13 protein-coding genes are annotated in these 20,484 nt (G+C 54.5%); 5 read left to right on the top strand and 8 right to left on the bottom strand.

Going from position 1 to position 20,484, the window contains the following annotated elements; genetic code table 11:
• Positions 1-55: 55 nt before the first annotated feature.
• Together Mal52_RS04365 and Mal52_RS04360 are read left to right on the top strand one after the other, a co-directional pair.
• Positions 56-1,528 (top strand): sulfatase-like hydrolase/transferase, encoded by a 1,473-nt coding sequence (locus Mal52_RS04365; RefSeq protein WP_145374498.1) that lies wholly within the window; start codon positions 56-58, stop codon positions 1,526-1,528.
• Positions 1,525-2,994 (top strand): sulfatase, encoded by a 1,470-nt coding sequence (locus Mal52_RS04360; RefSeq protein ID WP_145374497.1) that lies wholly within the window; start codon positions 1,525-1,527, stop codon positions 2,992-2,994. The genes Mal52_RS04365 and Mal52_RS04360 overlap by 4 nt, the downstream gene beginning before the upstream one ends.
• Before the next feature lie 16 nt (positions 2,995-3,010).
• Here Mal52_RS04360 and Mal52_RS04355 read toward each other — a convergent pair whose 3' ends face one another.
• Positions 3,011-4,396, bottom strand: a complete 1,386-nt coding sequence (locus tag Mal52_RS04355) for a purple acid phosphatase family protein (RefSeq protein ID WP_145374496.1) — start codon at positions 4,394-4,396, stop codon at positions 3,011-3,013.
• A gap of 204 nt (positions 4,397-4,600) precedes the next feature.
• On the opposite strand from Mal52_RS04355, the gene Mal52_RS04350 reads away from it, so the two are divergent.
• The 3 genes from Mal52_RS04350 (at position 4,601) to Mal52_RS04340 (ending at position 7,317) form a co-directional block, all read left to right on the top strand.
• Positions 4,601-5,539 (top strand): leucine-rich repeat domain-containing protein, encoded by a 939-nt coding sequence (locus tag Mal52_RS04350; protein WP_145374495.1) that lies wholly within the window; start codon positions 4,601-4,603, stop codon positions 5,537-5,539.
• A gap of 246 nt (positions 5,540-5,785) precedes the next feature.
• Positions 5,786-6,682 carry a DUF1559 domain-containing protein gene (locus Mal52_RS04345; protein ID WP_145374494.1) on the top strand — a complete coding sequence of 299 codons (897 nt, stop codon included), beginning with the start codon at positions 5,786-5,788 and terminating at the stop codon, positions 6,680-6,682.
• Between the two features lie 182 nt (positions 6,683-6,864).
• Positions 6,865-7,317: a hypothetical protein gene (locus Mal52_RS04340; RefSeq protein ID WP_145374493.1), complete on the top strand. Its 453-nt coding sequence runs from the start codon at positions 6,865-6,867 to the stop codon at positions 7,315-7,317.
• Between the two features lie 200 nt (positions 7,318-7,517).
• Here Mal52_RS04340 and Mal52_RS04335 read toward each other — a convergent pair whose 3' ends face one another.
• From Mal52_RS04335 to Mal52_RS04305, 7 genes are all read right to left on the bottom strand, one after another.
• Positions 7,518-9,011, bottom strand: coding sequence for an HTTM domain-containing protein (locus Mal52_RS04335; RefSeq protein WP_145374492.1), 1,494 nt, complete (start codon positions 9,009-9,011; stop codon positions 7,518-7,520).
• Between the two features lie 181 nt (positions 9,012-9,192).
• The gene (locus tag Mal52_RS04330) at positions 9,193-10,773 is read right to left on the bottom strand and encodes an arylsulfatase (RefSeq protein ID WP_145374491.1); all 1,581 of its coding nucleotides are present in this window, start codon (positions 10,771-10,773) and stop codon (positions 9,193-9,195) included.
• A gap of 180 nt (positions 10,774-10,953) precedes the next feature.
• Positions 10,954-14,052, bottom strand: coding sequence for a 1-acyl-sn-glycerol-3-phosphate acyltransferase (locus Mal52_RS04325; RefSeq protein ID WP_145374490.1), 3,099 nt, complete (start codon positions 14,050-14,052; stop codon positions 10,954-10,956).
• 79 nt (positions 14,053-14,131) lie between these two features.
• Positions 14,132-14,773, bottom strand: coding sequence for a rhombosortase (gene rrtA, locus Mal52_RS04320; protein WP_197534654.1), 642 nt, complete (start codon positions 14,771-14,773; stop codon positions 14,132-14,134).
• A gap of 30 nt (positions 14,774-14,803) precedes the next feature.
• A complete protein-coding gene (locus Mal52_RS04315; RefSeq protein ID WP_145374488.1) occupies positions 14,804-16,939 on the bottom strand; it encodes a VIT and vWA domain-containing protein in 2,136 nt (711 codons plus the stop codon).
• A 554-nt stretch (positions 16,940-17,493) separates the two neighbouring features.
• Positions 17,494-19,029 carry a glycoside hydrolase family protein gene (locus tag Mal52_RS04310; RefSeq protein ID WP_145374487.1) on the bottom strand — a complete coding sequence of 512 codons (1,536 nt, stop codon included), beginning with the start codon at positions 19,027-19,029 and terminating at the stop codon, positions 17,494-17,496.
• A gap of 149 nt (positions 19,030-19,178) precedes the next feature.
• On the bottom strand, positions 19,179-20,405 hold the full coding sequence (locus tag Mal52_RS04305; protein ID WP_145374486.1) for an FG-GAP repeat domain-containing protein: 1,227 nt from the start codon (positions 20,403-20,405) through the stop codon (positions 19,179-19,181).
• Positions 20,406-20,484: the final 79 nt, after the last annotated feature.

Genomic DNA, 20,484 nt, shown 5'->3' with positions numbered 1-20,484 from the left:
TTGAAACTACTTGTAGTAGTCATCATGATGACGATCATCCGTCCGGAGTGCCCCCATGAAGATGACCACGGCGATTTGTGTCCCTTTGGTATTAATTGCTGGTGCGTCGCTCAACGCCGCAACCACTCCTCCCAATATCGTGGTGATCCTGACAGACGATCAGGGATTCGCTGACATCAGCCTCAATCCGCATCACCCCCAAGAGGTATCGACACCTCACATGGACGCGCTGGCGAAAGAGGGAGTCACCTTTTCACAGGCTTACACGAGTGGGCATGTCTGCTCTCCCACCCGAGCCGGGCTGATGTTGGGGCGTTATCAGCAACGCGTCGGAGTCTATTCCGCCGGCGATGGCGGACGTGGCTTTGACCCGCAACTACCAATCTTCCCCGCATTTCTTCCCGGCGAATACGTGTCGACCGCAATTGGCAAATGGCACCTCGGTCTAGATGAGGATTACCCCGCACTCAAATGGCACGCGATGAACCGTGGCTTCGATGAATGCTACAAGTTCATGGGGCGCGGTGGGCACGATTATTTCGACTTGCATTCCGACACCGAAAGCAAATCCGCGCATCCTCTCTATCGCAATAAAGAGCGGATCGACGATGAAGGCTATTTGACGGACCGTCTCTCCGAAGAGGCCATTGCGTTTATCGAACGGAACAAAACACGACCGTTTTTTCTCTATCTGGCTTACAACGCGGTTCATGCCCCGCCTCAGGCGCCGCAGGAGACCATTGCACAATACCGCAAAAAGTTTCCCGACCTGGACGACAAACGTGTGATTCTGATGGCGATGTTAAAGCACCTGGACGATGGGATCGGCAGGGTTGTCGAAAAACTCAAGCAGGAAGAATTGTTCGACAACACCATTCTGTTTTTTCTGACCGACAACGGTGGCTCCAAGGCCATGAGTGCGAATAACACTCCGCTGCGTGGCTTCAAAGGCAGCCTCTATGAAGGGGGAATCCGTACACCGTTCATCGTCAGTTGGCCGGCAAAGTTTTCCGGCGGACGCACCGTCAATACGCCGGTAATCTCACTCGACATCCTGCCCACGGTTCTTGATGCGGTCGCTACGAACCCTGAAACGAAAAACGAGTTCGACGGCAAGAGCCTGCTGCCACTGCTCACCGACCAAAGCACAGCTCACCACGATACACTGTATTGGAGCGAAGGGGGCGATAGTGGCGAGTGGGCGGTCCGCAGCGGGGACTGGAAGCTGCACGCGATGAAGGACAAGCAGCAATTGTTCAATCTGGCTCACGATCCGGGAGAAAAAACCGACTTAGCTGCCGAACATCCCGAGAGGGTTAAAAAAATGAACAGCGCCTTCGACCAATGGATCGGGGAAATGGCCGCACCGATTTCCGGCGGCAGCAAACGCTGGGAGGATCGTCCAGCGGATCAGTTAACGGACCGCAAGAAAGAACGCCGCAGGCAGCGCGCAGAACGCAAGCGACAACGAGCTGCTGAGAAAAAGTTGAAGAAATCAAACGCAAACCCCCAGGATTCAATCAAATGAGAGTCGCTCTTTTCCTGTTGCTCACTGGTGTATTGTCTGTGAGCAGTAGTCGTGCTGCGGACCCCACGCCGCGGCCGAATGTGCTGTTTATTGTTTGCGATGATCTCAACACTCACGTTTCGACCTCTGGGTATCCGCACATCAAGACACCCAATTTGGAGGGCCTCGCGAAGGCCGGGATGACGTTCGGTCGGGCGTATTGCCAATATCCCGTTTGCGGACCGTCGCGGGCTTCATTTCTCAGCGGGCTGTATCCCGAATCGACCGGGGTTCTCGACAATAAAAGCGACATCCGAACGACGCGCCCCAACACGCGATCCTTGCCGCAATGTTTCAAAGAACAAGGGTATTGGACGGCGTCTGTAGGAAAGGTTTTTCATTCGCCACAACATGAGCAAGGCCCGCTCGCTTGGAACAAATTCCAGCGTTTCGAAAACGATGAAATGCCGCACGTACTTGCAGCTAAAAAGGTTTTTGAAGCCAAGCACGGCCCCGTCGACAAAGGCAAGAATCGTCGTCTTTGGAAGAAGCATTTGGGTACACTTTCGACGCAGACGCATGGTCGGCCGCGCCCAGGATACGGCCCCTCCGGACTTCGTGACGAACAACACAAGGATGGCAAAAATGTCCGGCAGGTTGTGTCGTGGCTTGATGAAAAACGCAACGGCGAACGGCCATTCTTCATCGTCTGTGGAATCCAAAAACCCCACGTTCCGTTTCTCGCCCCCGATGCCTACTTCAAGCTGTATCCCCAGGAAAGCTTGCAGTTTTCATTGACTCCAGCTGGATTCTGGAACCAAGCCCCGCGCACGGCAATGGTCAAACGATTTCAGGGTTTCGGTTTCGAGTTGGGCATTGAAAACGACGCTCTCCGACGCGAATACACTCAAGCCTACCACGCCTGCATTTCCTTCATCGATGCACAAATTGGCCTGTTGCTAGAAGGCTTGAAGCGAAACGGCCTGTGGGAGAACACGATCGTCGTGCTGACTTCCGATCACGGTTATCAGCTTGGTGAGCATTTTATGTGGGGCAAGGTGACACTATTCGAGGTCTGCAACCGTGTGCCGCTTTTGATTCGCGTTCCTCGCCTCACACAACCCGGCTCGTCCAGCGACGGCCTGGTGGAACTGATCGATCTCTACCCCACGCTCGCCGAACTCTGTGCGGTGACTCCTCCCGAGGATCTGCAAGGTACCAGCTTGGTTCCCATGCTTTCTGATCCTGCGTTGCCTGGCAAGGAATTTGTCTACACAGTCGTAAGACGTGGCCGAAAATTTGGCAAAGCGATCCGAGCAGACCACTGGCGCTACGCACGTTGGCCGGATGGTGAGGAACTCTATGATCTGCAGCAAGACCCCGCGGAGCACGTCAACCTCGCGACCTCTGCGAAACACACCGACGTTTTGTCCGTGATGAGAGCCCGGCTGGACCGAGCCGAAAAAACAGTTGCTGCACGACGATAACCAGGGCCGCTGAAGATTATGGCTTTTTCTTGATTTCAGGGCGGCGGTATTCAGGCGTATCGGGAACGCGTTCGATCAACTCGTTGACCTCACCGTCCCGTTTGCGCAATGTGAATGCATCGTACAAGGCTCCAGTGGCCGTGCGTGCATCGTAGCGCAACTCGTCACCATCGACGGTAATGATCTGATACAACTGCGTATCTTCCGCCCGTCGCACGAACGGGAAATCGTTGCGGCCGTATTGTTTGGGGCCACTGACCGACACGACGTAGAGCGTTCCCGCTTTTTCACTTTGGACGGTCACACCGGTCGGTAGATTCTGTTCATAGCCCATCAAACCGGTGCGGCCGTAGCTATGGTCGTGGCCTTGCAGGACGATATCGACCCCGTATTTGTCATACAGCGGCTGCCAGCCATCGCGGATTTCTGGGTTTTGTGCGCGGCTGGACGGGTAAATCGGATGGTGGTGCGTCACGACTGTCCATTTGTTGGGATTGTCCTTGAGAACTCCTTCCAGCCAGGGCGTTTGCACATCAATCTGCTCGTTGCTGTTAAGGCAAATGAAACGTGTTCCCTGAAAGTCGAACCAATAGGCCGATTCCGAGAGGCTGTCGGGTCCGTTGGTGGGGAATTCAAACAGGACCGGCCAATGCGTGGATAGCTGCCGCTGACCGTCGGGGTATTCATTGCCGTTGGGATCATACTTGGAGTACTCGTGGTTGCCGGGAATCGCCACGCTGGGGATCATCGCATTCACCCATCCGCCGGCCCGCACCCAATCGCCCCATTCCGCGTCCCGGCTGCCGCGATTGATCAAATCGCCCGCGTGCAACATAAACTGCGCCCGGGGCGCATCGGCATAAGCTTCGCGAAAAACCCGCCACCAATGCGCTTTGAGATTGTTCTGAGCATCGCCAAAGTAAATAAACGTAAACGGCTCAGCCTCTGTGCTGGGCGTGCGAAAATGAGTCCAAGAACTCCAATTCACGCCATCCCCCACACGGTACACATACAGCGTTTTCGGTGTCAGATCCGTGAAATGCGCCGTGTGGTAATGCGCCTGGCCCAGGTCGGAATCCAGCAATTGTTTTGTTGAGGAAACATCTTTCGATTTCGTCGTAAACATCGGTCCATCCTCGGCCAAGGCGATTTGCGCATAGCCTTTTTTGACCGACGTATCGGTTCGCCATGTCACCGCTTGCGTCGTGGCGACGTCGTCGTTCCAGGTCAAGAGGATGCGATCCGGCATTGCTGTCGGGCGGTGGAGAATTTCTTCCGCAACCGCTTCCGGGGGCTTTTCTTGATCATTGGCTGGGGAACGATCGGGACGGGCCACGTAGACCGCCAGCGCTAATCCTAAAACCGTTGCCAAACTGCAGATGAACTTAACGCGTGCTTGCATGGGGAAAATTCCTTTGAAACCTCGGCCGATCCAATCCATTTGGCGTGACAGCGGCAAGGTCTGATGATCTGTGTGAACTGGCTGAGTCTTTGTTCGTTAAAAACTCACAAAGAGTCGCTACCCTAGCCCAACCAACTTGGAGAATGCAAATCCTCCACCCCCTGGTTTTTCACATTCATCGATAATTAACGAGGAAAGACGGCTGTGTCCTTTCAGATTCTCCCCCATGCAAAGCTCGCTCAATGGCCCGGTTTTTTGATCAGTACATTCACTGGACTACTACTGATTTCAGGTTGCAGCGGGTCGAACGCACAGCATCCCGCCACGGCGAACCTAGAAGCTCTCGGCGCAAAAGTGACCACGAACACTGCAGGCGAAGTGCAATCCTTGGCCATCATCAAAGGTGAGGATTTCACCGATGAACAGATGGAAACGATCGGAAAAATCGAGACGCTGAAGAGCTTGGAAATCAAAGGCGCACCAATAACCGATGCTGGTTTGAAAAAACTTTCTGGACTAAAGCAACTGAAAAAACTTTTCATCCACAATTCAGAAATCACCGACTGGACGCCATTGAGTTCGTTCTCCAACCTAGAACAACTCTCGTTACAAGGATCAAAAATCAACGACTCCGGATTGGAGCACCTTGCGAATCTCTCCAAACTCAAGTTGCTCAACCTCACGGACACCCAGGTGAGCGGACCGGGTCTAGCCCACGTGCAGAGTCTTCCCCAGTTGGAACGGCTGTACCTGCAAGGCACGCTCGTGGACAACGCAGGGCTAACACATTTGGCCCATCAGGAGAGTTTAACCTGGCTGAACCTCTGTAAAACCAAGGTGGACGACTCCGGACTGGAAGCTTTAGGCAATATTCCTGCGCTTGAAGTCTTGTTCCTCAACGAGACGAACATCTCGGATGACGGTATGGCGGTCTTGAAGCCGGTCATTCTGGAAAAACTGCCCAAATTGACGGCATTGATGGTGGGCGGAACACAGATCACCGATGCCGGTTTGGTTCATTTTGAAGAGTTGACGCAACTCGAACAGATCCAGCTAGGCGATTCTCGGATTACCCGCGCGGGCCTAGAAGATCTTTGGAAAAAGCTGCCCAATTGTCTCATCGACGGCCCTGGCGCCGGCTGAGTCACGACTCCGCCACTCACCAGTTTTTTAAAAATTCGCTTTTTCGTGTCCACGCATTCAAAACTTGAGCGAGCGTTTGTCAAATCTTCACACAAATCGACTATCTAGCGATTCGTGCTTGTGAATGAACCCACCCGAGACCATTAGGTCTCTTTTTTGAAAATCGTCACGAACACTCCTACTCGTTCGGCCTGACAATTTTCATCGTTTTTCTTTTCCACACTTAGGAATACAGGAACTATTTTGATGCAGACTCGGAAATCATTCAAAGGATTTACTCTCATTGAACTGCTGGTGGTGATTGCGATCATTGCGATCCTCATCGCTCTGCTGCTGCCGGCCGTACAACAAGCACGTGAAGCGGCCCGGCGGACTCAATGCCGCAACAACCTCAAGCAAATCGGTCTCGCCCTACACAACTACCACGATACTTCCCTGACTTTCCCGCCCGGCACGCTGTTTGGCGACGACGATTTCGGCTGGGCCGCCTTCATTCTTCCCGGCCTGGACCAAGGAAACCTGTACAAACAAATTGACTTCTCTAACGACGGAGAAATCGTCGGAGAAGACAAGCCAATTTTGTTACAGCCCGGCGTAACCGACACGGTGCTCGCGGTCTATACTTGCCCCTCCTCCACACTACGAACGCACAGCTTCCTCCGCGTCGGTGCAAGAGCGCCCTTTGACCTGGGAGGTCACGCCAAGAACGACTACAGCGCGTGTCTGGGGTCCGGTGGCGGGTCGATCACAGGCATGTTCGGAAAGATCAAGGACAACAACTCCCCGACACGGATCAGAAATGTCATCGATGGCACTTCCAATACGATCTGTGTGGGCGAAGGCAACACCCAGGCTGCGCGTGATACCGATCCGTCCACCATAAATGATACATCTAGTAACGCCAAAGATTTCCCGGTTTGGATCGGCACGAACGACCAACATCAAAATGTTGTTAAGGAAACGCAACCCACCAAGCCCCCGAATGGAGCCATCTGCGATGACTGTTTCGCCAGCCAGCATACAGGGGGCGTGTTTTTCCTCTTTGCAGACGGCTCGGTGCATTTCATAAGCGAAAACATCGATGGCCAGACATACTCGGATCTGGGCGACAAAGCTGACGGCAACGTCGTTGGCGAATTCTAAGGTCGGCCTGCTCAGCACGCCGAGTAGAATGCGAATGTTAAATCGCGGGAAGGTCGCACATGCGACCTTTCCGTGTTTTCCACTCACGTGCATTCCACAAATCCCTCCGCCCTGTTCTCCACGGGGCCTTTGTTAAAAACGTTTCCTGCCTCTTTATTGAATGAAACCTCTCGTAATTTACCATGGATCGAACCAAAACACTCAGTGCCGCCTTGCTGCTTCTGTCACTCCTGCCCGTTGCTGTCGGTTGCGGAAATGATCATGAAAAACCGGTGGCTCCGGTACGCGGGACCGTCAAATGCGATGGCGAGCTTTTGACCGAAGGCATCGTCTATTTCCTGCCGATGCAGGATCCCACTTCAGGGGAAGTTGATACGGATATCGGCAAACCGGGGCGTGGAGTCCTCAACGAAAAAGGCGAATTCGTGATCTCCACTTACTACGACGAAGATGGTGCCAAAGTCGGCATGCACAACGTGCGGGTCATGCAACTCGACCCCGAAGACGATGAAGCACCGGTCAAAGACCAAGGCTATGCCTGCGGCGTGCAGGAACAGCCCCTGGAAGTCAAAGACATCAGCGACAACGTGTTTGACATTGAACTGACGCACCCGCCGAAGCGGAAGAGAAGATAAATCCCGGCGGCCACCCTGCTCTGTGCCAAGAATGCGTCTCGGGAGGGCGAAGCTCCTGCTGAGCCGCATTGGGGGCGTTGGGTAGGGGAAGCCTGGAGATTTCCATGGCCAAGGCAAGCGATAAGGTTTATCGCGATTCGACAGAAGCCTCGACCTCCCAGATTGAAAACACGCTCTAACCAGGATGGCAACACATCGCCTCAACGTTTTTCGCTGGTGAAGTACTTCGCCAAGTCGGGGTGCTGCTCCCAATCAAGTAACGGCACCTCCCACGCCTCTTCACGGAGCGGTTCGGTGAGCGGCACGATGATCTCCTTTTGGTGGAACAGCGTGCGGGGGACCTGGGCGAGATCAATCGTGGGGTCGACCAACGGCTGCGGTTTGCGGCCGTTGAGTGCCGCGAGCGCTAGCACACGAATCTCGATCTCATCGTTGCCCTGCTTCAAGAGTTCACCGTGCAGAAAATGCACGAAGTCGAGGATCATGTCGGGGTCTTTCCCCAGTCGCCGGATCTGCCGTTCGGTGACGTAGGGGCGGATATCCAGACTACCCGAATTGCCCGTCTGGGGATTGGTCGCATAGAACCGTAGGCCGACCAGCTTCTCGCGTAGCATCATATGCCAAGCAAAAAAGTGTCCCTCTTCGGTCCAACTCTCACTTTGCGGATAGAGGAAGTGACGAAAGGGGACCAGGATCTGCACTGTCAGATAAACCCCCAGTAAGGCGACCGTCAGCTTTTGCCGGCTGGTGAGCTTTGCTTTCACAGGCGCTGCCGCTGGGAGCGGCCTCCGGCCCGGAATCCACAACAGCTTATAGACAAGCGTCCGCGGCCAACTGGGGGAGAAATAAATCAACGTCGCCCCAATCATGAACCAGGGAAAGACGCCAATGCTAAACAATTGCGAATTCAACAGATGAAAAGAGATCGCGATCATGAACGCCAGCATCCGCGTCCGCTTCCAAAGCAGCATCGGGACCACAAGTAGGTCGAACAACAACCCGCCGTAGGTAAAAAACGCGACGCACCATTCCTGGTGGACATAGTCTCCCAGAACCGGAAAATCGGTATGCCGCCGCAGCCAGATCCGCATCGGCCAACCGTGCAGCCAATCGACATTAATTTTGGCCAGTCCGCCGTAGAAATAGACAATCCCCAACTGAATCCGCAGTAACCACAACGACCAAGCAGGAATCGTTTGACTGGCGGCTTTGGGGCGAAAAAGCGCATCCACCGAAAATGCCCGGTGAGCGGGGATGAATATCATCAAAAAGCTGATCAAAGCCATTAAATAATAGTGGTTCTGATACAGCGACTTTTCGATCAAAAACTGGTGGGTGAACGTCAAAAACAGCACAATGGTCGCCGCGCGGTAAAACCACCCGATGAGCACCAGACAGGCGGCGACGCCCATGACGGCAAAATGCAAGTACATCAGATCGCCCGGCCAGGGACGAATCCATTCCAGTCCGTAAAAGGTCAAATGGAAGGGAGGCTTGATGTAGTAAAACGCGATCATGTCGTCGCGATAGTATTTGGAGACATGCCACAGCATGATGCCGCCAAATAAGATCCGGAAGACAACAATCGACGCGATATCCACCGGTGCGAACAAAAATCCCCAACGCTGCCCACCGCCAAATTGCGAAGAGGCATCATCCCCCTTCGCAACCTGCTCCACCTGCGTCTCATTCATCCCCAAAAACCTTCATCAATCCCATAATTCGCCGACTCATCACTTCGCATGAACGTTTTATCAAAGAAGGATGAAGGATTGTTGAAGAGAGAAAAGAACTCAGATTCCGGTGAAACAAACACGCGCTAAGTCATTCTCTGTATGCGGGGGGCAAGCTGGGTGAATAATTAAGTAGAGAATTCTATAGCCCAATATTCTTCGGGGGATACTTTTTCATGGTCGCTGCATGGGCTTTCAATTTCCCCAGTACGGATGCCAGCCAAGGATCGCGGCGGTGGCCGACAGTCATCTCTTCCTTGGGATCGAGATGCAGATTGAAGATCCACGGGGCCAGACCGACATCGTGGACCAGCGCAAGATCGATGTGCATGTGCGTGGACTGCGGGAGGACCACTTTCACGTGCCCCTTGTACTCTTTCATCCGAATCGCCATCAACTCCGTCCCCCACCAAAAATACACCGCTTCACGATTAGACTTCCCTTCATCCTCCAATAGAAACGAAGTCTGGTCGATGAAGTCGTAATACCGGTCGTCCGGAAGTTTATCGATTGCGACGCCTGCAAGTGTCATCGCTGTGCCGAACAGATCCATCAGGTCGAACACATCATTGCTGGTCCGTCCCGGCTTGATCATTCCCTTCCAATAGGCGATTCCCGGCACACGGACGCCTCCCTCAAAGGTGGTTCCCTTCGCGCCACGGAAAGGGGTGTAACCAGAATCGGGCCAGGCATCCATTTGGGGACCGTTATCTGAGGTGAAGAAAACAAACGTGTTCTCCAAAACTCCCGCCTCATCGAGCGCTTTTACGATTTCGTCCACATGCAGATCAACTTCCGCGACCGCTTCCTTATAGGCATATTTGCTCTCGCTCAGCACTCCCAAGTCCGGGTTGCGGAAGTTGTCGCAATGGACCTTCATGAAGCAATGCTCGATAAAGAACGGCTTGTCCCCTTGAGCAAGTTTCTTGATTTGCGCGATCGTGAAATCGGCGAGAACCTGGTCCGCTTTGCCCATGTCCTCAGTCGATTTGATCTGTGCCAACTGCTCGGTTTTGCCCCCTTTAAAGCCATGCGTCAGGTGATCGTCGGGACCAACGCCTTCAAACATTTTCATGCGATCCGGATCGAGTACAAGTCCAGGATAGCGTCGTTCATCAACACGCTGCGAGATTTCTTTCTGGGCGGGGTAGTAACCGAGGAATTCGTCGAATCCCACGTCGTGCGGTCGCATCCCTTTTCCTTCACCAATATGCCACTTACCGGTCAGTAGCGTGTAATAGCCTGCTTCACTTAATAACGTTGCGAGCGAAACCTCCCCTTCCCAGGGATTTTTCGTGACCTTGTCCCCCGCCAAGATCGGGCGTGTTAATCCCGTTCTAACCGGAAGTCGCCCTGTCAAAATTGCCGCTCGCGTGGGCGTGCAGGTTTGTTGCGAGTAACACGAAGTCAGCTTCAAGCCGCCTACTGCCAATCGATCTATGTTAGGCGTGGCTGCACCGATGACCTCTCCTCCGCCATAGCATCCGGGGTCGCCGTACCCCATGTCGTCCACCACCAGCCAGAGAATGTTAGGCTTCCGTCCCGTCTTTTTTTCCAGAGCCGCAAGCTTCTCCGCGACTGCCTTCTGCTGTGCAGGGTGGGGAATCGCCGCTTCGAAGTTTTGGGTTACTTTGACAGAGCGGTCAAATCTCGCCGGTTCCTCCGCCGTGAGGAGGGAAGTGATCGTGGCGAAGAGAGCCCAACACAGTAGGTTCGTTTTCATAGGATGAATACCCGGTCCAAAAAGACAAAGTCATGGGAGAGTAAAGCTCCAGCAGAGATGTTTCTTATCATGGCCACACAGCGACATGGAAGATTTGGCGAGCATTATTCTCCGGCACAGCCCGGCTATGATTCTTGAATTTTAAACCTGTCCTGAGCAAGTTGAGAGACCAATCGGGGATTATTGGCCAGGGGGTGGCTCCGTCGATTCCGGTTCATTCGACACCGCCAGTTTCGGAGACCTGAGTCGCCGCGCGAGCGGCGCTGCCACAGCCCACACGGCGGCAAGTAGTGTAAGAAATGCCAACGTCCTTCCGAGCGGGCCGATGCTTTTCAGCGCGATGGGGTCGGAGGATTGGACAAACGAACTAGCGGGGCGATCGACGGTATTGCGAAATGCCTCTGCATCGGTAACGAATCGTGAGGTTTCCGCCACTTCATCACCATCAATAAAAGCAACGAATTCAAACTGAGCAGCGTCGTTGCCGTATTCCTCGTCGAACTTGCGCGCCAGGTTGATGGCCGGCATGGTTTGCCGCCCCATGATTTCTTCCAGCGGAAACTGAATCGTGCCGGCATTCCCGCCATAGGCACGAAACACGACTTCGGTACAAACCAGCATCGACGGCGTTTCGAAGTTGAACTCAAAATCGTAGGGCCGTCCGGCGAAACTAAAGGCGCTCACGATCGCGTCCTTTTTTTCTTGTTCACTGACGCTGGGCCGCAGCACGGCCACCGAATCCGCGCCGCCGATCGAGTGTTCCAACGACGAGAAGATCACGCCTTCGCTGACCGCCTCCACGATCACATGGGGGTGCCCTTCCTCATCATTGGCTGAGAACTTGTGCCAATGTTTGCTGACGTATTCATTCGTATCCAGTCCCAAACGCTTCAGGTCTTCCGTCGTGCCAACGTAGACCGCACCGTGCGGCCAATAGCCAGGTAGGAAAGCGTTGGACAGATACCAATTCCGCCGCTCCAAGAGTATATCGCCCGGCTCAAGCACCTCGCTCAATTGGGCCAACTGTTGCTTATCGATAAGCGGTTCGCCCCCGTGGGGTTGCCGGATTTTAAAATCGCCAATCCAGGTCGAAACCAGCGATTGTGTCGCGTATTGCGCATGATAAATCAGGTTCCCCAAATCAGAAACAGCGACTTGGATGACCCGTGCGGAGACCGAATCGTTGATTTCACGGATCGTCGCTTCCGCATCCTCAATGGCATTGTGAAACCGATCGTAAGGCGGCGAGGTTAAGAGTGCATGCGTTTTCAACTGCTGTTGCACATGCTCCTGGTGATAGTACTGCCGCGCCAATTCGAACATGCGGATATTCTGGGGACTGGCGAGATTATGCCGAATCGTGTCGTACAACCCGGCAGGAATTCCCCAGTTCGGTTCAGGCTCGTTCAATTTGGCGACTGCCTCAGAACGGTCACCAAATTGATGGACGAATTTGAGCGACGCCTCATACAGCATCGAGGCCGCTGTAAATTCCAACAGAAAGGTGCGGAGACGCAGTTCCTCATTCTCAATTTCCGCATAGCGTTGATACTTCCAGACGATCCGGAGCAGAGCTTCGCGGTGGGTCATGTAGCGTCGCAAGACTTCCCGAAGGTCATCGTCATCCGCCTGATTTGTGAATGAACGGTTGCCATCATTAAAATCGCGCTGAAGGCGTGTCGCCCGAGCTTCTAAGGTATCCAGTTCGTCGATGAGCCGATTGAGTTCTTGTTCATCAGCATCAACCAAGGCCGTCATTCGTCGCTGGGAAATCTGCTGGACGTCCAGCCCGCTCCCGCTGAGTGGATCGTCGAAAAGGCGATAACGCGCAATCCAAAGAGTCGCAAAGACCAACAATACGACGAGGGCTCGCCCGGCGATGCGTCCGATTTGGCTTTTACGAGACGGACGGAATTCCTTGATCGGCCGCGGCGAGACTTCTTCATAATCCTCAGCCAAACCACGCAGCTCCGTACGCAAGTCCGCTTCCTGCTGACGTAGGTTCAATAAGGTCTTGCGATCAATGGTGACTTGAATCTGATGCCAGATCAACTGCGCGACGCGGCCCGCCCTTCGCCAATAGTGGATGGCGATCACCCCGCAAAACGGCGCAGCAATCATCCAGGTCCAGGCAAACCAGGGAGCAAAGTAGCCAAACGCCCACCAAGCAACGACAGCATACCAGAGCAAATAGGCAGGCAAACCAACAAAGACCCGACTGGTGGCAATCGTCTTGCGGCCGGGCTGGTCAAAATACGGCGCTAGCCCGCGAACGATGACAAACGGAACGAGATGCTGCAACGTTCCCGCCAGTGCCGGGAAGAACAACAGGATCAGGCAAAACAGCTCCCAGGCGATCTCGGCGAAGACCCGAAAACCGCGGAGCCGCAACACGGGCGATTCGATGGTTAGTCCGGCCTGCTGAACATGGTCGCGATAAGCCTTGATGTCGTCAGCCACCGATTCTGCCCGTGGGCGGTCCTTGGCAAAGAAGTAGTTAATCGCATCGGCGATCCGTTTCCGTCGTTTTAATGGCGGCGACGTTTCCTTGTTGGCATCGCGAGGTGCTTCGGCCAGCGACTGCAGATCGTCGAGCCATGGTTCCCAGTCTGGTTCGTCGAGATGCACGACAACATCTTTCAACCGCGCTTCGAGCAGTTGAGTCAAGCTGCGCCGCGCGACCCGCTCCTTTCCGTCATGCTCCGCCAGACACTCCGCTACATCAATCGGCTCACCCACCTGAATCCAAACGGAGGAGCGAAACGCATCTTTGCATTCGTAGGTGATCCCAATCGGAATGACCAACAAGTCGTCGGCCCCTTCCGCGACAGCTTGCAGAGCCATCCGCGCAGCGCCGGAACGGACCATTTCTAAATGCGCCTGGTCGGTCGATTTTCCTTCGGGAAAGATTCCCATGGCCAGGCCGTCGACCAGCGCCTTGGCACCGACGTCCAGGCTTTCAATATTACGACGAACATCACGGGCATCGTCACTGCCGCGATAGGCGGGAATCATTCCCAATGCCCTCATCGGAGGGCCGAGCAACGGGTTATCGAACAACGGTGCCTTGGCCATGAACCGAACCGGCCGGCGGGCAACGATGCCGATCAGCACCGGATCGATCAACGAATTCGCATGATTGGCGCACAGCAGAACGGATCCCGTTTGGGGGATCCGCTCAGAACCGGTCGTCTCGATGGTGGGGTAGTATTTGGTTGCCAGCCAGCGAACGAGCGTCCGCATCCAACCCCGCTTTTCGACCACCGGTTGGTTTGACATGACTGGTCTCCGTCAGTGTTGAAGTGAGGATGGCGCAGCGCTCCACAAGATGGCAGTATACTGGTCAAACAGTCAACCCTCAATTCGAAGTCCGATACGTTGCCGGCGATAAGCGTGACGCGATGCGGCTGCCTACGGATCGTCCGCTGCTCATCCAACCCCACCCGCCGATTCCGACTCCAACCAATCCTCCCACCACATGGGCCAGCGGAATGGGCACCATGTCGGCAGCTGCGCTATCGACAAACAAAGTTTGACCGGTCACATATTCAAAGCCAATCTTGGCCGCGAATCCACAAAGAACCATACCCGCCGCCACAACCCACCCCCATCGTCGAGTGGTCACATTCTCTCGCAAGATGGTTGTTGCCGCCAGCACAAAGAGAGCCGAATCAATCCCAGAGAGTCCACGGTAAGCGTCGACTTCGGGCATCAACAGACCGAGGAAGAGCGGGATCAACACCGCCGAAGCGATCAGACACAACAGGAATGACCGACGATCCGTTGTCTCGCACAATGCAGCTAGAATTACAAATGCGAGGGCGTCCCAGATCAAATGATCCAGCGACCAATGTGTGAAATGACAAGTCACGACCCGCCACAGTTGGCCCTCGGCAATTGCAGAAGGATCATATTGCAGGGAGCCCGCAATCGCTGGAAGAAACGACAAACAAACTGCCACTCCTCCCAGCAACAGTGAGATGCCGGGAAGACATCTCACTGCCGCGTTATTCTTCGTTTCAGAGAACACTTAAACCTCCCCGTTTTCATCATCCATATTGGAGCGGCGACGACGGCGGGCGGCGAAACCCAAGCCCGCTAACGCCAGTGCAATTCCTCCACTGATCGGATCAAACGCACCGCCGCCTGATACACCGGGACTAAAGCTCACATCGCGGCTTTGTCCCGGCGGTTGTGTGACCGGAGTCGGATTTGCCTGCAATGGAACGTTGCGAACAGCCGTCTCGTTTTGAACCACCTGCTGCGGTTGTGGCGTCGTGGGTTCGACGTTCGGACCCAATTCCGTGAATGCCTGTTCGCGCAGCCGTTGCAACTCCGCACGTTGCTGCTTTTGTGCCCGACGATCACGTCCGACTCTCAGCAGGTTGCGGCGCTCGATTTGCCAACGTTTGTATTCGGCGTCGTTTTCCAACACCAAAAAGGAGGTATATTCGGTCACGATCGAATACTGCTCACCGAGCCGTACGATTTCATCGATTACGGTGGTTCGTGATCCAGCGCGGTCCGCTTGTTTCAGCAGTCGATTCACTTTCAACCAAGCCCACATACGTTCAATTTCGGGATTGGCAGGATCGACCTCGGCAAATTCCAGCGATACCGATTGTTCGATGGGTGCTCCGTTGACCTCAGCTGTCAGCCGCGCCGTCGCTGGTCCGCTTTTCCGGTAACGACCGTACAAACGCACCGGCATGCCGTGATACAGGTTGGGCAATTGCTTCGGTTCAACGTCATACACACCCCCGCCGTCGAAGGTGATCTTCACATCGGCAGCCGCCGGACGCAGGAGTTTACGGCGAAAAGACTCCGCTTGTCGGGAGAAGTCGTCACCCCCGGAGAGAAACGCAGCCAACCCGCCCGCCTCTTCGGCCAGTTGCGATAGTAACGGTCGATTCACTTCATTGCCCACTCCGATGCAAAAGACACGAGCTCCCGAGGGACGCGATTGAATGGATTCGAGTAGCTCCCGTCGCTCTGACTGCTCGGTCATCCCGTCGCTGAGGATGACCACATTCAACGGACGATCGGGATCACCATATTTGTAGGCGGTCGCCATGGCCGGTCGCAGCACCGTACCGCCGCGGCCTTGTTGCGAACGGAGAAACTCGACTGCTTCCGCTTGTGACTGATCCGTTACCGGCTGCAATTGGTTGAACAAAGTACTAGGGACGACATTGAACGTAATCAGTTCAAACCGATCCTCAGTCCCCAGTTCGCCAATGAAGGCATCGATCGAATTGCGAGAAATCCGCAATTTGCCATCCCGCGCCATGCTGCCGGAAATATCGAGCAGAAAGACATAATCCATTCCGGTATACGCTTCGGCCAACTCCTCTCCAGCCGTCAATGTGAGTTGGAAATACCCGTCATCGCCGGATTGGTTCGATGTAATCACGTCGATTCCCGTATGCGGACGCGTGGCGTGATAGGCCAAAACGATGTCACGATTTAAGTCCCCGCCGTCGGTTTCCAAACTGGCTTCGTAGTACGAGTCGGTATGGCGGACGACAACAAAATCGTCGCCGTGACTGGGGCTTTCCAGCTTTTTAATGGGGATCTGTGATTTAACGTGTAGCGTCAGACCAAATTTCCCCTGTGTCTGTGCATCCAACCCGGAACGTGGCGCGGTTGATAACGGGTAGACATAGGTCGCCCAGTCATGATCGAAATCAAGTTCTTGGTAATAGGTAATTTGCACCTTTTGTTCAGCTTTGGGACCAATCGGAAAGATTCGCATTTCAAAGTTTTTGTAGTCGACCTGTTCCAAAAGGCCCGGGTCGCGGCGCTGTTGCTTGTAACTATTGTAGATCTCGCGGGCCCGTTTCTTTTCCAAGACTTCGCCCACCATCTCTTTGCCGCCGATCCACATACTAAAATTCGCCACCGATGCCGCTTTGGGCACGGGGAACAGATACAGCGCCTCCACTTGCCGATCCTCGGTGTTGCGAAAGACCTGCGTGACATGCGTGACCACCACCCCGTTGTTAATGGTCACATCGGCCGTGTGCTCTTCAATCTCCAACACGCCACCAAAGCCGCCATCGGCAATCAACATACCGGCGGCGCGGGCCGGCGCGGGCATCATGGCTACCGTCGCGAGAACCACCGCAGCCACATACAGAGAGGAGCGTCTCAATATTCGTTTCATGATTCCTGTCTCCTGAGCGTGCGTTGTCTGAAGCGCAACGCACCTGGGTTACACATGGACTGCCGCACCGCATCGGCACTCTGCCCCGAGGTCCGGCGCCCGACATAGACAACTCTCAGAATTGATCAATTCTTCCTGCCTCTGCCATGACAGGCGACGGCAGCAGCGGAATGTAACGCGGCTTTTCCCTGCCCCGATGATTTTGGCCAGGACTGTCGTCGGAATTCACGCATCGTAGCGCGTGATATAGAGGCGATTTTCTCGCCGGAATCAGAGAGAGCCTAGCGCCAATCAAATTGCGAGCAGGCGATTTGAAGCGTCAATTCGCGGGTAACCATCAGGAATGACGAGAGAGAGAGGGAGCGCAATTCGCCGATATCGATTGACGAGCTTCGGCGCATAACAAGCGATGACCTCCGCCTAGAAGCCCGCCCCAAAAAGGGTGCCACTGGCGGCTTGTCCGCCAGTGCAAACAGCGTGACACGTAAAACACTGCTGGACAAGCCAGAAGTGGCACCCGACTCGCGGATGTTTTTGGTTTTTCAGGCGGGCTGCTAGTTTTCGAATTTCAGCGAGTACACGTCTGCTTCACGCACGACCATCCGCAGGACCACGGGACGACCGGCGAGGGCCTCAACGCTCCTGTTCCCTTTCCAACTGACGCGGCGATCGAGTGAGTCACCATAGATGATGTCACAATCCGCGAGCGAAAAGCCGGAGATGGGTGTGCCGTCGGGCGAGAGAATTTCCACCTGAACCAGACCAGCGGCGCTGGTCGCCACATTCAGCGAAAGTTCCTTCCCCGAAAAGCGAATAGGCTTGGTCGTGAACTCACCTTGTTTCAGCTTGGCGTGCATCGAAGCGAAACCATCGACGCGTAATGAATAGCGCCGCAAGCGGGATTGGCGACCCGTGAAATACGATTCCGTGGCATAAAGCGAAAGCTCGCGCGGAGCGTCGTCCTTGACCGACTCAGTTTCGACGACATGCCAAGCGATGTAATTGTCTCCGTACGACCAGTTGTGTTTGGTTCGCAATCCGGGTGGTAAAAAAACGTCGTTGCTTTGACGAAAGTTTCGGCCATCGCGGCTCGTGATATAAATCGAGTCCGTAATTGCCGTGCCATATCGCGGAGTGACTGTCATCCGTTTTTCGCGCAGCTTCCACTCGGGCAACAAAGGAGTCGAAGCGGTCAATCCGTGATCGACATACCGCGCAGGAAACCCAATGTATAGATGCGGCGCTCGCTCATACGGCTTGACTTGATTGACATAAAACTGCGCGAGCGGTTGCGGCCCTTCACCCTCGGGGAAAGCAATGGTTCCCTCATCGGTCCAATGGAGAAAATCGTCCGAGACCGCTCGGTTGATCAGCCGTGTCCCCGAGAAACCACCTTTAGAAAAAACACGGTAATACATCACATACTTCTTCTCTGTCTCCGACCAGAACGAAATGTTCTGCGTGTCGAATGCCCCTTTGTCGAACACCGGCCCGGGGGCCATGGGGGTCCAGTGAATTCCATCGGGCGACTGATAGACCCAGATGCCCTTCTGGTTTTCAAACCCGGCTCCGATGGCCTTGTATCGCCCCTCCGGTTTCGCGGCGGGATTCGAGTCGATAAAAGGTGAGAAATCGTGGCAGCGACCGCCGTCACCCAACTTGTCCAAAATAATATTGTTGTCTTTCGAACCTTGGAACTCGCACAGACCAAGATTGGGCCGCTCCCAATGTATGCCATCCTGACTCTCGAAGTAGCCAATGGTTAGTGGTCCGCCCGGTTCGATGCCTGTGGGAATCTGCCAAGCGTGGTAGTACATGCGGTAGACCGCCTCTTGGCGATCGTGCAAGACCGTGTAGTAGCCGCAGCCATTGCCCTCCCAAGGCTGATCGCATTTCACCGCGATCTCCTCGCGGATCGGCTGGTGGACCAATAGTTGAACGTTCTTCATCTCGCCCACAAGATGGTCGTCAATGAACAGTTCGCGGCGGTTGCCGATGTCAAGAACTTGGTTCGTTTGCGCCAATACGCAGCGGCTTGTCAAGCTGACGAAAAGGCACAACAGCGCCAAAATATAAGTCTTGATATTCATGGTCACGGGTCGCCCAATCTTAGAGATCAATTGCTGAGGAATCACAAAAACGCATCGGGGGGAGAGTCACATCAAGTCCAGGATAATCGGATTAGACTTCTCATGACACGCTGAAAACAATCCTGGGAGCCTGGAACCTATATTCAGCTTCACTCTTTACTGTGTTGATTGATAAACACAAAACTCCCGAGCTTCGATGCGGTTAGAATATCGTTCACGCCGTCGCCGTTGACATCGGCAATTGTAACTTGAACGCCGACTCCCGAGCGGTCGTCGATCCGATGAGGTACGAAACGTGTCTCGCCGTCCTGGCGTGTCAACTCAAACCAATACAACACCGGCGCCGCACCCGGCTCAATGTCGCCTTTCGGACCGTGCGCCCACATCCGTTTGCCGACGACTAAGTCTTTGAGCCCGTCGCCATTGATGTCGCCCAGATCGAGTGCATGTGGTTGCGTGAAGGCCACCCCGTATTTGTCAATTTCTTCGCGTGTCCCCATGAATTGATGCCTGCGGAAGGCGATCTCGTCTCCCTCGCGGTATTGCTCAAACCAGGCCAATCCCCAGCCGTGCGCGTTCAGGCTAGTCACCACATCGTTGTCGCCATCCCCATCGATGTCGTAGACAAACATCTGCGCCCCACCCCGCTCATCAGAAAAACGATGGGGGTGCCAAGTCCATGTAGTATTGGGCTCCGAAGGTTGAATGAACCAACCGTCGTTGAGGACAAGATCCAGGCGTCCGTCGCCATCGACATCCCCGACACCGGTCCCGTGGTAGAACTCTTTCCAGTCCCCAAGTTCCGACAGCGGTTTGAATTGCCAAGGCTCCGTCGGAGCCTCCCAATTTGGTTCAATCCACCCCCAGCGTCCTTCCCAATGGCAAACCAATTGCGGACGGCCGTCTCCATCAAGATCAACCAGCGTGGGCGACTCACCATACACACGCTCAAATGCATAATGTTTTGGCCATACTCCCTCTTGATCACCGGGATTCTCGTACCAATAGGCGGGATGCAGATGGACTCGTCCTAAGACGAGAATGTCGGGCCACCCATCGCCATTAAAATCGTGCACGAAAGAGAACATGCTGTTCGAGGGACTCTTTTCAGGCTCGAGTGGCTCGGCAATGTAGAATTCGTGAGCCGCAGTGAACTTCGGCCCTGCATACCAATACGGCCCCGCGACGATATCCGCGTGCCCATCACAATTCAGATCGCCAGTTGCAATGCCATCGCAGAAATACCGCGGTGTGAGCTGATTTTTTTTAAAAGGGTTTGGCTTCGTCTGTTGCTCGGCAGCTTCAGCAAAAGAATTCCCCAATAGCAGCTGGATGCACAATGCAACGGTCAGGAATCGCAGTGGGAGCGTCAGCATTGATGATTTCCTCGAATTCAGTGCACAGGTGTTGAATGTTTAAAATCAGGAGAACCTGTTTTGTACCTCGATTGATCTT

This window comes from Symmachiella dynata, from assembly GCF_007747995.1.
In the GTDB taxonomy this organism is placed as follows: domain Bacteria; phylum Planctomycetota; class Planctomycetia; order Planctomycetales; family Planctomycetaceae; genus Symmachiella; species Symmachiella dynata.
Note: the sequence above shows the minus strand (reverse complement) of the source record. Positions and strands in the feature narration are given on the sequence as shown.